Origin of the sequence: Saccharibacillus sp. WB 17, assembly GCF_008634075.2 — a bacterium.
Lineage (GTDB): Bacteria > Bacillota > Bacilli > Paenibacillales > Paenibacillaceae > Saccharibacillus > Saccharibacillus brassicae.
Map to the genome: position 1 here is coordinate 150490 of NZ_VPFK02000010.1, position 13993 is coordinate 164482.

9 protein-coding genes are annotated in these 13993 nt (G+C 62.3%); 7 read left to right on the plus strand and 2 right to left on the minus strand.

Annotated features, from left to right (window positions below; all coding sequences use genetic code 11):
- The first annotated feature begins 69 nt into the window (after nucleotides 1–69).
- Nucleotides 70–2991 (plus strand): glycoside hydrolase family 3 C-terminal domain-containing protein, encoded by a 2922-nt coding sequence (locus tag FTE24_RS03410; RefSeq protein ID WP_150234240.1) that lies wholly within the window; start codon nucleotides 70–72, stop codon nucleotides 2989–2991.
- Between the two features lie 240 nt (nucleotides 2992–3231).
- Here FTE24_RS03410 and FTE24_RS03415 read toward each other — a convergent pair whose 3' ends face one another.
- Nucleotides 3232–3690 (minus strand): hypothetical protein, encoded by a 459-nt coding sequence (locus FTE24_RS03415; protein WP_141447695.1) that lies wholly within the window; start codon nucleotides 3688–3690, stop codon nucleotides 3232–3234.
- A 218-nt stretch (nucleotides 3691–3908) separates the two neighbouring features.
- Here FTE24_RS03415 and FTE24_RS03420 point away from each other — a divergent pair, with 218 nt between their 5' ends.
- The 4 genes from FTE24_RS03420 (at nucleotide 3909) to FTE24_RS03435 (ending at nucleotide 9414) form a co-directional block, all read left to right on the plus strand.
- A complete protein-coding gene (locus FTE24_RS03420; RefSeq protein WP_150234238.1) occupies nucleotides 3909–4511 on the plus strand; it encodes a GNAT family N-acetyltransferase in 603 nt (200 codons plus the stop codon).
- Between the two features lie 36 nt (nucleotides 4512–4547).
- Nucleotides 4548–5012 (plus strand): VOC family protein, encoded by a 465-nt coding sequence (locus FTE24_RS03425; RefSeq protein ID WP_150234236.1) that lies wholly within the window; start codon nucleotides 4548–4550, stop codon nucleotides 5010–5012.
- Between the two features lie 205 nt (nucleotides 5013–5217).
- Nucleotides 5218–6813: a protein adenylyltransferase SelO gene (locus FTE24_RS03430; protein WP_150234234.1), complete on the plus strand. Its 1596-nt coding sequence runs from the start codon at nucleotides 5218–5220 to the stop codon at nucleotides 6811–6813.
- 198 nt (nucleotides 6814–7011) lie between these two features.
- Nucleotides 7012–9414 (plus strand): GH36-type glycosyl hydrolase domain-containing protein, encoded by a 2403-nt coding sequence (locus FTE24_RS03435; RefSeq protein ID WP_150234233.1) that lies wholly within the window; start codon nucleotides 7012–7014, stop codon nucleotides 9412–9414.
- A 188-nt stretch (nucleotides 9415–9602) separates the two neighbouring features.
- Here the strand turns inward: FTE24_RS03435 and FTE24_RS03440 are convergent, their stop codons facing one another.
- Nucleotides 9603–10742 (minus strand): low temperature requirement protein A, encoded by a 1140-nt coding sequence (locus FTE24_RS03440; RefSeq protein ID WP_150234231.1) that lies wholly within the window; start codon nucleotides 10740–10742, stop codon nucleotides 9603–9605.
- Between the two features lie 154 nt (nucleotides 10743–10896).
- Here FTE24_RS03440 and FTE24_RS03445 point away from each other — a divergent pair, with 154 nt between their 5' ends.
- Nucleotides 10897–12672, plus strand: a complete 1776-nt coding sequence (locus FTE24_RS03445) for a sensor histidine kinase (RefSeq protein WP_150234229.1) — start codon at nucleotides 10897–10899, stop codon at nucleotides 12670–12672.
- Nucleotides 12669–13814: a response regulator gene (locus FTE24_RS03450; RefSeq protein ID WP_150234227.1), complete on the plus strand. Its 1146-nt coding sequence runs from the start codon at nucleotides 12669–12671 to the stop codon at nucleotides 13812–13814. The genes FTE24_RS03445 and FTE24_RS03450 overlap by 4 nt, the downstream gene beginning before the upstream one ends.
- Nucleotides 13815–13993: the final 179 nt, after the last annotated feature.

Consider the following 13993-nt stretch of genomic DNA (forward strand, 5'->3'; position numbering starts at 1 on the left):
CGGTAGTGCCGAAGCCCCGGTCTATCATAAAATATAGAGAAGAAAGCGCATTAAATAAGGAGGATCACCATGTCTGCCGAAACCAACTATCCGTTTCAGAATACATCGCTTCCGCTTGAGGAGCGCGTAAACGACCTCGTCTCCCGCTTCACGCAAGACGAGAAAGTCGACCTGATGATCCAATACCAGACCGCCGTCGAACGGCTTGGCGTCAAACCTTACAAACACGGCACGGAAGCTGCCCACGGCATGGCCTGGCTCGGCGAAGCGACCGGTTATCCGCAGCCGATCGGCCTGTCGAGCATCTGGGACGAAGAACTGCTCCGGGAGATCGGCAGCGCGATCGGCGACGAAGCCCGCGGCTTTTACAAAAGAGATCCCGAAATCAACGGCTTGACGCTGTGGGCGCCGACCGTCGATATGGAGCGCGATCCGCGCTGGGGACGGACCGAAGAAGCGTACGGCGAAGACCCGGTTCTGGCCGGCAAGCTCTCGTCCGCCCTCGTCAAAGGCATTCAGGGCGACCATCCCAAGTATCTGAAAGCGGTTGCGACGCTGAAGCATTTTATCGGCAACAATAACGAAGTGGGCCGCGGCGACGCTTCGGTCAGCATCGATCCGCGCAATATGCGCGAATATTACCTCAAAGCGTTCGAGATTCCGTTCAAGGAAGGCGGCGCGCAGTCGATGATGACGTCGTACAACGCCGTCAACGGCGTGCCGGCCAACCTGAACCCGGACGTGAACGGCATCGTCAAGGAAGAATGGGGCATGGACGGCTTCGTCGTCAGCGACGCGTTCGACGTGTCCGGCACGGTGCGCGACCACGGCTACCTGGAGTCGCATACGGAAGCGGTCGCCCGCTCGGTCAAGGAAGGCGGCATCGACAGCCTCACCGACGACGGCGAATTGATGAAAAGTTCGCTGCGCGAAGCGCTCAAAGACGGACAGATTACGGAAGCCGATCTCGACGTCGCGCTGCGCAACACGTTCCGCGTGCGGTTCCGTCTGGGCGAATTCGATCCGGAAGAAGGCAATCCGTACGCGTCGATCGACGAATCCGTCATCATGAACAAGAAGCATGAAGAACTGGCCCGCACCGCGGCGCGCAAAGCGATCGTGCTGCTCAAAAACGACAACAAAACGCTGCCGCTGCAGGCGGACAAGCTCAGTAAAGTCGCCGTCATCGGACCGCTCGGCGGCACCGTCTACCGCGACTGGTACAGCGGCGAGCTGCCGTACGCGATCACGCCGCTCGAAGGCATCCGGCAGAAGCTGGACGGCGCGGGGCAGGGCGGACAGGTGCAGTTTGCCGGGGGAACGGACCGCATCAAGCTGAAGTCGAAAAAGAACGGCAAATACGTCAAGCTGCAAACTGCGGAAGAAGCGCCGCTTGCGGCATCGGCCGAATCGGCGGACGAAGCGTCGGTATTCGAGCTGACCGATTGGGGCTGGGACAACGCGACGCTGATCGCCGAAGAGAACGGCCTGTATGTGACGACCGACGACCGGATCGTCAAAGCTTCGGCGAACCGCATCTGGGAATGGTTCACGAAGGAAGTGTTCCTCGTTCGTCCCGAGAACGGCGCAGCGTCGCAGGATGCGGCTTCGATCACGTTCTCGACGTGGAAAGACACGCCGGTCACGGTAGGCGACAGCGGCGAACTGCTGTCGGGCGACGGCCGGGCCGAAGAAACGTCGAACGAGATCGACGCGGGCGGTACGTCCGCGCTCGACAATTCCGCGGCCGAAGCGCTGCAGGCGGATGCTTTCGACGTGGAGACCGTCACGGACAAGTTCGAAGCGGCCCGCATCGCAGCCCGCAATGCGGAAGTCGCCGTCGTCTTCGTCGGCAACCATCCGCTGATCAACGGCAAAGAGACGGTCGACCGTCCGGACATCACGCTGCCGGAGTCGCAGGAGCAGCTGATTAAGGAAGTCATGTCCGTCAATCCGAACACGATCGTCGTCGTGGTCGGCAGCTATCCGTACGCCCTGAACTGGGTGAACGACAACGTGCCGGCCGTGCTCTATTCGACGCATGCCGGCCAGGAAGTGGGCCGCGCGATCGCGGACGTGCTGTTCGGCGAAGAAAATCCGGCCGGCCGCCTGAGCATGACCTGGTACAAATCGGTCGAACAGCTGCCAGAATTCATGGATTACGATATCATCCAGGGCAATCGTACCTACCGCTACTTCGAAGGCGACGCGCTGTATCCGTTCGGCTACGGCCTCTCGTACACGACGTTCCGCTACGACGGCCTGACGCTCGGCAGCCCGAGCCTCGAAGGTTCCGCCGAAGCGACGATTTCGCTGACGGTTACAGTGACCAATGCGGGCGAGCTGGACGGCGAAGAAGTCGTGCAGGTCTACGGCCGCGTGGATCAATCCCGCGTGAAGCGTCCGCTCAAGCAGCTGCTCGCGTTCCGCCGCATCAAGCTGGCCGCGGGCGAGACGACCGAAGTGTCTTTCGACATTCCGCTGTCGGAACTGGCCGTATGGGACGTCACCCGCGATCGCTTCGTGATCGAGAACGGCGCCTACACGCTGTCGGCCGGCCCGTCTTCCGGCGAACTGCCGGTCAGCGCGGCGCTTGAAGTGTCCGGCGAGACTATTCCGCCGCGCGATCTGACGCAGCTCACCCGCGCGGTCAATTACGACGCTTACGCAGGCGTCATTCTCGGCGAATGCCACGAAGGCGGCAGCGCGATCGAAGTGACCGGCAGCGAAGGCTGGATCTCGTTCAAAGATGCCGAATTCGGCTCCGGCGCCGCTTCCGTGACGATCCGCGCCGCAAGCGCGGAAGGCGGCACGCTCGACGTCCGCCTCGGCGGACCGGAAGGCCAATTGGCCGGTACCGCTTCCGTCGAAGCGAGCGGCGTGCAGCAGTGGAATGACGTGACGATCAGCCTCGCGGACGTAAGCGGCCGTCAGGACGTCTACGTCATGCTGAACGGCAAAGTCTCCGTCAGCAGTATCCGTTTTGCGTAAATGATCCTATGGGAAGGTTCCCGGTTAGCGGGAGCCTGCTTGTCGGGCAGCCCGGTTCTCCAAGTGGAGAATCGGGCTGTTTGGCGTATGGGTTATAGGCGTATAGCGCGGGCTGTCCTCCGCCGGGGCCGGAAACGAACATTCCGAACACGCCAAAAAGCGAAAATCCGGACAGCACATGTCCGGATTTTCGCTTGGGCAAGCAAGCTTTTTGAAAAGCAGGCTCTGAAGAAGGAGATCTTATCTCATGTTCCCGATGATCGAAGATCTCGAGTCCTGCATCTTCTTGACGAAGTTCGTCATTACGTCGAACGCTTCATTGCGCTTGTTGCTCATCGACTGCAGGCGAAGCATATCCATCTGCTGGGAATTGCTGGCCGCGTCGATCTGCGCTTGGCGAGCCGCAGCCGTCTCCGCGTCTCCGCTCTGTTTGGCCGAAGCCAACTGCGAGTTCAGCAGAGCGATCTGCGCGTTGCGGTCTTGAACGGCTGTGAGCTGCGCCTGAAGCTGCTGTTCCAGCAGGCGCGAACGCTCCGACTGTACCATCATGAGAGCCGTTTCGATATCCATCGACTGGATATTTTGCATATTGACCGAAGTCATTCCGCCCGTGCCGTTCACGGTCGTCGCGGAAGCCGGAGCCACGATCGAGACTGCTGCCACGGCCGCGAAAGCCGAAGCGAAAATTGCTTTTTTCATGTTTTTCATTCTGTTTCCCCATCTCTTCAAGTAATGGATACCTGTTACTTCTTGGTAGCTTCCGCAAGCTTATCTCATGCCCACCCAATAAACAATTCGATTTAGATCAAATTTAAATCAAATTTTTCGATAACGCGGACGAGGCCGGAAAGGCTTTTTTGCTTTATACTCTTTATAATAAAAGACAGACGACTCACACCCGCAGAAAAGAGGAACAAATGGAACCGATCCAAGACGCATCCAAACAACAGAGCCAACCCGGACAACCAAACCAAACCGAAATCCGCATCGTCCCGTTCGAAGCCGAACATATCCCGTACGTCAACGACATGAACGAAGCGTTCCCGATCTTCGGCCGCCTCGTGCCGAGCTTCGAAGGCGGCGTATGGACCTATACGGAAGAGCGGTTCGAGCGCCCATCGTTTCTTAGCTTTCCCGACGACCGCCTGGACTGGGAGAGCTATGTCGGCAGCGACCGCAAAGCGATCTTCCTCGCGTTCCGCGGCGACCGCTGCATCGGCCAGGTCCGGTTGGTGCAGGATTGGACGGGCTACGCGTACGTCGAGAACATCGCCGTTCGCGGCTCGCACCGCGGAAGCGGCACGGCCGCCCTGCTGCTTGAGCGGGCGGAACGCTGGGCGCGCGAGCAGGAACTGCACGGGCTGTCGCTCGAAGCGCAGGACGACAATCTGGCGGCCTGCCGCTTTTACCTGAAGCACGGCCTGATTCTCGGCGGCGTCGACACGCTCAAGCAGGCGTTCAACCCGGAGATCGGCACGACGCTGTATTTTTACAAAATATTCGAAGCTTCGGAGATTTAGAGTGGAGCCGGAGCGGAAGGAGGACAATCGAAGCCAATGATCCAAGGACTATTCGAGACCCATATCAACGTGAGCAATTATGAAGTTTCGGCCGAGTTTTACGAACGGGTGCTGGACTTGATCCCGCTGCATGAAGACCCGGCGCGCAAATCGAAATTTTACTGGATCGGCCGTCCCGGCGAAGCGATGTTCGGCATTCGCGAGCATGATCCGTCGCCGCTCGTACAGCGCCAGCATTTTGCGTTCCGCGTTGCGTTGAAGGACCTGGAGACGGCGCGGGCCCGATTGGAGGAGCGCGGTGTGGAGACGACGAATTTTTTTGGGGAAAAAGAAGCTCCGCTCAGCGTATTTTCTTTTATGCCGGCGGTATCGGTCTACTTCAGTGATCCGGACGGCCATTCGGTCGAGCTGCTGGCCATGCTCGGCGACGAGCCGAAGCCGGAACTCGGCATCCTGCCTTGGCCGGAATGGGAATACACGTGCGGAAGAGCCGGCCGTTAACAAGAAAAAGAAAAGGCGACGAGCAGGGCGGGTAAATAGAAAGTGTGCCGCAGGGCATATCTTCCGTACCCGGACCTTGCGCGCCGTGCAGCCGTAAACGGACTTGATCGGATTCAATCCAATGAATTTATTGATTCTACCGGTTTATATTGATCCTGCCCCATGCCGTAAAAAAGAGCATAAGCTCAACAAGGAGGCCTTTTCCATGACCGATATTTCCGCCAACCCGACCGCCGGATGGAATTTTGATAACAGCTATGCCAAATTGCCCGAGACGTTCTACAGTTCGCTGCCGCCCGTGCCGGTCCGCAAGCCGGAGGCCGTAATCTTGAACGACGCCCTGGCCGCCGAACTCGGATTGAATCCCGAGTGGCTGCACGGCGAAGAAGCCGCGTCCGTATTCGGCGGCAATACGCTGCCGGAAGGGGCGTACCCGCTGGCGCAGGCTTACGCGGGCCATCAGTTCGGCGGCTTCAACCGCCTGGGCGACGGCCGCGCGGTGCTGCTCGGCGAACAGCTGACGCCAGGCGGCCGCCGCGTCGATATCCAGCTCAAAGGCTCCGGGCGCACGCCGTTCTCGCGCGGAGGCGACGGCCGCGCCGCGCTCGGCCCGATGCTGCGCGAATATATCATCAGCGAAGCGATGCACGCCCTGAATATCCCGACGACGCGCAGCCTCGCCGTCACCGCGACCGGCGAGCCGATCCGGCGCGAAACGGAGCTGCCCGGCGCGGTGCTGACGCGCACGGCGGCCAGCCATCTGCGCGTCGGCACGTTCCAGTACGCGGCGCAGTGGGGCGGACCGGACGCGGTCCGGACGCTTGCGGACTACGCGATCGAACGCCACTACCCGGAGATCGAGGCAGCCAATCCGGTCGGCGATCCGGTCGCCGGTGCGGACGGCGAGCGCTATGCGGCCTTCCTGCGCGGCGTCGTGGAGCGCCAGGCCGCGCTGATCGCGCAGTGGATGCTGGCCGGCTTCATTCACGGCGTCATGAACACCGACAACATGACGATCAGCGGCGAATCGATCGACTACGGGCCGTGCGCGTTCCTCGACGCCTACGACCCGGCGACCGTATTCAGCTCGATCGACACGGGCGGCCGCTACGCCTACGGCAACCAGCCGCCGATCGCGCTGTGGAACCTGACGCGGCTGGCCGAGACGCTCATTCCGCTGCTGGACGAAGACACCGAACGCGCGGTCGAGATCGCGCAGGGCATCCTCGGCCGCTTCGAACGGCTGTATCTGGACGCCTGGTTCGACGGCATGCGCGGCAAGCTCGGCCTGTTCGGCCGCGAAGACGAAGACGAGCAGCTGATCGCCGATCTGCTCGATCTGATGAAAGCGTTCCGGGCCGACTATACGAACACGTTCGTCGGCCTGACGTTCGGCGTGCCGGCGTTCGACGACGAAGCGGGCAACGCCGAACTTGACTACGCCGGTATCGACGCGGAAGGCGGCGAAGACCGCCCGGCGAATTTCCCCGGCGCGGACGCGCTGCTGTCAAGCGGCGAATACCGCGTGTGGCGCGAGCGCTGGCAGCAGCGGCTGGAGCGCCAGACGGAATCCCGCGCAGAAGCGGAAGCGCTTATGCGCCGCCGCAACCCGGCGATCATCCCGCGCAACCACCGCGTGGAAGAAGCGCTGGCCGCCGCTTCAAGCGAAGGCGATTACGAGCCGCTGCACCGGCTGGTCGCCGCGCTGGCCGATCCGTACGCGCATTCCGCCCGGCAGGCGCCGTACGCGCAGCTTGCGCCCGACGATCACGCAGGCTACCGGACGTTCTGCGGCACGTGATTGGCACGCATTGGCCAAGCAGGGAGAGGATTCCCGATATCCTCTTCCTGCTTTTTTTCGTCGATCCGCCCACGCCGCCGCAGATCCGGGATATAATGGACGGGACGATTGCCGCCGCCCGGGTCCGCTATTTTCCGAAAGCGTTTGCGAAGAACAGCCGACCCGGCGAAATTTCTCCGAAAAGAGGGTACGACGATCATGATCAGACCGACCGAAGACCAGCAGTATTACGAACTGACAAGCCCGACCGAGCTGCCCAAAGCGTCCGGATTTCTGTGGAATAACCAGATGATGATCCATATGAACTGCCGCGGATACGCGGTGTCCCAATTCATGCAGCCGGAGCCGGCCAAGTATTCGTATGCGCCGAACCTGGAAGCCAAAACGTTTATGCAGCCGGAACAGCCGTATTACGCGCATCATCCCGGCCGTTTTCTTTTTATCAAAGATGAGGAGAGCGGTTACATTTTCTCTGCGCCGTACGAGCCGACCCGCCAGCTGCCCGAGAAATACACGTTCGCCGCGGGCAAGCACGATATCCGCTGGACGATCGAGCACTGGAACCTGCGCATCGAGATGACGCTGACGCTTCCGAAGGACGGCGTGGCCGAGCTGTGGAAGATCAAAGTCAAAAACACGGGCGCGCGCAAGCGCAAGATCAGCCTGTATCCGTATTTCAGCGTCGGCTACATGTCGTGGATGAACCAGTCCGGCGTCTACGACGAGAAGCTTGGAGCCATTGTCTGCTCTGCGATTACGCCGTACCAGAAAGTGCAGGATTATCCGGCCATCAAGAACCTGAAAGACAAGACGTATCTGCTCGCGGAAAAAAAACCGGACGCGTGGGAAGTGAGCCAGGAAGCGTTTGAAGGCGAAGGCGGCATCATGCGTCCGTCGGCGCTGGAGAGCGGCCTGCTGGCGTGCGGCGACGCCCGCTACGAGATGCCGACCGCGGCTATGCAGTACCGGATTCAACCGGAAGCGGGCGAAGAACTGGAGTACCGCTTCGTGTTCGGGCCCGCCAGGGACGAAGCCGAGATCGCGGACATTCGGGAACTGTACTTCGGCACGGAAAAAGAGTCCGGCGCGGCTTCTACCGAATACGGTTTCGACGCAGCGGCAAGTGCCTATGCGGCGTACGTCGCCGAAGGCCGCGGCTGCCTGACGATCGACACGCCGGACAAAGGGCTCGACAACTTCGTCAACCAGTGGCTGCCGCGCCAGGTCTACTACCACGGCGTGACCAACCGGCTGTCGACCGATCCGCAGACGCGCAATTACCTGCAGGACCATATGGGCATGAGTTATATCGATCCGGGTACGACAAGGAAAGCTTTTCTCACCGCGTTGTCCCAGCAGCGTCCCGACGGTTCGATGCCGGACGGCATCGTGCTGTACGAAGGCGCGCAATTGAAATACATCAATCAGGTGCCGCACACCGACCACTGCGTCTGGCTGCCGGTCTGCCTGAGCACGTATCTCGACGAGACGAACGATTACGCGCTGCTCGGCGAAGAAGTGGCGTACGCCGGCGGAGACAAGACGGGTACCGTGTTCGAGCATATCGATCTGGCGGTCCAATGGCTGATCGGCGACCGCGACGAACGCGGACTGAACTATATCAATCAGGGCGACTGGTGCGACCCGATGAACATGGTCGGCCACAAAGGCCGCGGTGTGTCCGGCTGGCTGACGATCGCGACGGCGTACGCCTGCCGGATCTGGGCGGATATGTGCGAGCAGTACGGCCGAACGGAAGAAGCGGCGAACTACCGGCAGCAGGCCGAAGAGATCAACGGCGCGGTCAACCGCCATCTGTGGGACGGCGACTGGTATGCCCGCGGCATTACCGACGACGGCGTGCCGTTCGGCATCAGCGCGGACGAGGAAGGGCGCATCTTCATCAATCCGCAGGGCTGGTCGCTGCTGAGCGGCGCGGCGGACGCGGAGAAAAAGGAGAAGCTGATCCGCGCGGTGGAAGAGCAGCTCGAAAGTCCTTACGGAGTCGAGAAACTGGCGCCTTCGTATACGGCGATGCGCGAAGACGTCGGCCGGGTGACGCAGAAGCATCCGGGTTCGGCGGAGAATGGGGCGGTGTACAACCACGCGGCGGCTTTCTACATCTACGCGCTGTACGCGGTCGGCGAGAAAGAGAACGCCTACCGGCTGCTGCGCAAAATGCTGCCGGGCACCGATCCGGCCGACATCAAGCAGCGCGGCCAACTGCCGGTATTCATCCCGAACTATTACCGGGGCGCTTACCGCCAGTTCCCGCGCACGGCGGGACGGTCGAGCCATCTGTTCAACACGGGCACGGTGCCGTGGGTGTACCGCTGCGTCATCGACGGATTGTTCGGGGTGCAGGGCACGCCGGACGGCCTGCGCATCGCGCCGCAGCTGCCGGCGGACTGGAACGAAGCTTCGGCGGTCCGGACTTTCCGGGGCGCGGAATTCCGGATCGCGATCCGGCGCGAAGCGGGCGTGAGCGAGACGGAAGTGTATCTCGGCGGCACGGCCGGCGGCGAGCGGATCGAAGGCGGCATCGTGCGCGGCGTACAGGCGGGCGAGTCGTACGACGTGACGGTGAAGCTGCCGCTGTAGGGCGCCGGGGCTCGCGGCCGGTCCGGCCGCGAGTGCGGCGGCGGGCTGCGCCGGGAGGCCGGGAGAAGCCGGCGCGCAGCCGCAAGCATAGGCGCGGCAAAAAGCTCCTTCCCATAACGGGAAGGAGCTTTTTGTCCGTGCGGCGGGCCGCCGGCGGCATATCGGCCCGTCAGGCCGCGCCTCTTCGATCAGGCGGCCCGGGCGGCGGATTTGCGCCGCCGACGGACGAGACCTTCCGCCAGCGCATAGGCGGCGAACAACGCCAGCAGCATGACGTACACGGCGTCGGTCGAAGGCAGCAGCGGCAGGGCGACAGCCGCGACCAGTACGAACGCGGCCGTGCGCAGCAGCGAACGCCGGACATGGGCCGGGCTGTGCCCCGGCAGGAAGACGATCGCGGACGACGCGGCGTACAGCGCGAAGCCGGCCAGCGACAGCCAGGCGAAATTGCGGACGGCCAGCTCGTGGTGGAAGCCGTAGTGGACGACGTTCGCCACGAGGCCGAGCGACATGAAGGTCAGCAGATGTCCGTAGATGACCGACTGGCCGGAGCTCTGGCGTTCTTCGCCGGCGATATGTTCCGACGATTCGAAATAGTGCCACCAGATCGACGCGGCGATGCCGAAGCCGACCAGCGCCGGGAAGATCAGCGGCGCGCCGGCATGTCCTTCCCGCAGCCCGTTCACGATGACGAGAATCAGCTCGCCCAGCAGGATGATCGTCGCGAGGCCGTAGCGTTCGAGCAGATGCGGATGATGGACGGGCAGATGCCCGAGCACGCGGCGGCGCGCCAGCAGCGGCAGCACAATATCGGCGAAGATGCCGAGATAGAGAACGAAGAACTTGGCGTCTCCCGGCACGAAGACGGAGCTGAAGCTGACCAGGGCGCCGCCCGTGAAGCCGAGGGCGAGAAAGCGGGCGATGCGCCGCGGTTCGCCGTCTTTTTCCAGCCAGGTTCGCACGTACATCGCCGCGGTGGACAGACGGATGCCGACGTACCCGAGCATGAACGCGAGGAAATACGCGTCGAAGTCGGGGTTGATGCTGGCCGCCATGACGATTACGAACGCCATTTGAAGGAAATAGGCGATCCGTTGAACGGTATCGTCCCGGCCGAAGCGGTTGACGTAGACGGTGAAGCCGGTCCAAGCCCACCACAGAGGCACGAAGATCAGTATGTATTTCAGGAGAAGGTCCGGCGCGATAGCGCCGTGATGCGAATGGGACAGCACGTGCGCGGTGATCGAGATGGCCGCGACGTAAATCAGATCGTAGAACAGTTCGAGCCAGGTTACTTTTTTGTGCGCGATAGACGAAATGGAAGCCACGCATCCTTTCTTTGGAAGTTTAGCCGGGCGGTTACAGCCAGTATATCAGCGATTGCGTTCGGGGCGGAAAATATCGTGTGATTTCGCCGGGCGTGCCGTATGATAGAGGCCACGACGAATTTCAAATTCAAATTGGGTCCGGGAGCTGCGCGCCATGAAATACGAAATGCTTTTGTTTGCCCTGCTGATCGCGGCAACCGGCTGTTCGCTGGCGATGGTCGCTTTGTCCTGGCGGCGCAGGGAGTTCCCGATCGCCGTCAGTTACGGACTCAGCATGCTGGCCAGCTCTTTCTATACATTCGGCTACGCATTCGAGCTGCTGGCCGACCGTCTGGACGATATTCGGTTCTGGCTGCGGGTCGAGTACGTCGGCATCGCGTTCGGCACTGCGCTGTGGATCATGATGGTCATGCAGTATACGGGCTCCGTCGGCCGGCTGCGCGCCCGCATCGTGCTGCCGCTGCTGCTCGTGCCTCTGCTCACGTTCGTCGCCCACTACACGAATCCGTGGACCGGCTGGTTCTATTCGTCCGTATCGCTGGTCCACGTAGACGGCCTGGCGCTGATCGCCACGGAAAAAGGACCGCTGTACAAGCTGCATATCGCGTACAATTACGCGCTGATCGTCGCCGGGATACTGCTGCTCGTGCAGATGCTGCTGCGGGCGAAGCCCGGTACCCGCAAACCGATCGTGTTCATGATCTTCGGTTCGCTTATCGCCTATATCCCTTCGTTCGTGTACGTGGTCGGCTTTTTGCCGCTGTCGATCGATCTTTCCCCGTTCGGGCTGGTCGTCGCCGGGATCTTCTACCTGTGGGGCATCTACCAGTTCAACCTGCTCCGGCTCGCGCCGCTCGCGCTGCGCCGGGTGTTCGCGTCGATGCCGGATGCCGTGCTGCTGTTCGGGCCCGACGACCGGCTGATCGGCTTCAACCCGTCCGCGCGGCAGATGCTGCCCGGGCTCGGGGGACACCAGATCGGGCTGTCCCCGGAAGAGGTACTGGCCGCGATGCCGGCCTTGTCCGGCATCGTCCGGACGGGAGCGGCCGATTTCCGGCAGCGGGCCGCGGACGGCGGCGACGGGCATTACGACGTCCGCTTCTCGACGCTTCGCGACCGGCTTCAGCGGCCGGCCGGCAGCATGGTGCTGCTGACGGATATCGGCGAAGCGGTGCGCGCCGAACGTAGAATCCTCGACGATTCCGCGAAGCTGGAACAGCTCAACACGTTCAAGGACAAAATGTTCCAGGTCGTGGCGCACGACCTGCGCGATCCGCTGGCGGTGCTGGTCAACCTCGCCGAACTGCTGGAAGAAGAAAGCGAGGACCGCGGGAGCCGGAGCGAGGTCGCGGACGAGATCGGGCGGCAGATCCGCGGAACGTTCGCGCTGATCGAAGGGCTGCTGGACTGGCTGCGCAGCCAGGGCGGCGGCATGGCTTTCCACCCGATGCAGCGGGATCTGCCGCGCACGGTGGAGCGGCATTTCGACCGGCTGCGGCATCGCGGCGAGAGCAAGCGCCTGACGCTGCGTTCTTCGGTCCGCGCCGGAACGCTCGTGTACGCGGACAAGGAGATGCTGGACCTGGTCCTGCGCAACCTGCTGTCCAACGCGATCAAGTTCACGGAAGAAGGCGGCACGATCGAAGTCGGCGCGCGCCTCGAAGCGGATCGCTGCGTCGTGTACGTCCGCGATACGGGCTCGGGCATGCCGCCGGAACGGGCCGCCGCCCTGCTGCGCGAGACGTATCCGGTATCGGAGACAGGCACCGCGGGCGAACGCGGCATCGGGCTGGGACTGTCGCTGTGCCGCTCTTTCCTGCGGTTGAACGGCGGCGACATCTGGTTCGACAGCCAGCTTGATCTCGGCAGTACGTTTTACTTCTCGCTGCCCGTATCGCCCGCGGAAGACCAGGAAGGGGGAGAGCCATGAAAGTCATTTTGATCGACGACGAACCCGCCATGCACCTCGTCTTGACCCGCATGCTGTCGAAGCTGGGCGGCTTTGAAGTAGCGGGCGCTTTTTCCGATACCGCTTCGGCCCATGCCTACCTGCAAACGCAGGACGCGGACCTGATCCTGCTGGACATCAGCATGCCGCGGGAGAGCGGGCTGGAATTCGCCGCGCGCCTGCGCGCCGAAGGCCGGCAGATCCGGCTCGTGTTTCTCACCTCGCACAAGGAATACGCGCTGGACGCGTTCGACGTGTATGCGTTCGACTACCTGATCAAGCCCGTCGTGCGCGAGAAGCTGCACCGGACGCTGCTGCGCGCCGCCTCGGAACGAACTTTCGCCGAACCGCCGAGGCCCGCCGAGCACCCGCCGCCGGCTGCGGCCGGCTTGACGGTGCGCGTGTTCGGCGGCATCGAGCTGTTCGGGCCGGGCGACGTGCGCGCCAAATGGAAATCCCGCAAAAGCGCCGAGCTGTTCGCGTACCTGCTGCTGCGCCGCGGCCGGCATTGTTCCCGCGAGCGGCTCGTCGAAGACCTGTTCGGCAGCATGCCGCAAAAAAACGCCGAGACGTACCTCAACACGACCGCCTACCAGCTGCGCAAACTGCTCGAAGGTTTCGGACGCAAAGACATGCTCACTTCCGACAATCTCCACTACGCGCTGGAACCGGGAGCCTCGGACTCGGTCGACCTGCTGGAGTTCGAAGCCGGCTGCCGGGAAGTGCTTGCGCCTGCGGCCGCTTTCGACCTGCCGCGGGCGGCGGCCCTTGAAGAACTGTACGCCGGGCCGCTGTTCGGCGAGCGCGATTTCGTCTGGGCGTCCGGGGAAGCGGAACGTCTGGACCGGATGTATCTCGCGCTCGGCCGCCGGCTGGGCGAAGAACTGCTGGATCGGGGAGAAGCTTCGGCGGCCGCCGACCTGGCGGTCAAGCTGATCGGGCGCAGCGATCTGGACGAAGCGCCCAGACTGCTGCTGCTGGAAGCTTCGGCGATGCAGCATGACCGGGCGGGACTCGTGCGGCAGTACGAAGACTACGCCCGGGCGCTGCGCCGCGAACTGGGCGTCGATCCGTCGCCGCCGCTGGCTGCCCGGTACCGCAAACTGCTAGGCGGCCTGACCTGACTCCTGACGCCTGAAAGTCTCTAAAGTCTCTAAAGTATGAAAGCCCACAAACGCTCGGAACTCCTGTCGTCGGCCCAAGCCGCCGGATAGGACGTCCGAAGCGTTTTTTTGTCGAAAAAATAAACAAAAAAGCGATTTTTGTCATGGAACAAGCCTTTTGTCGCGGATTTATAGGTCGA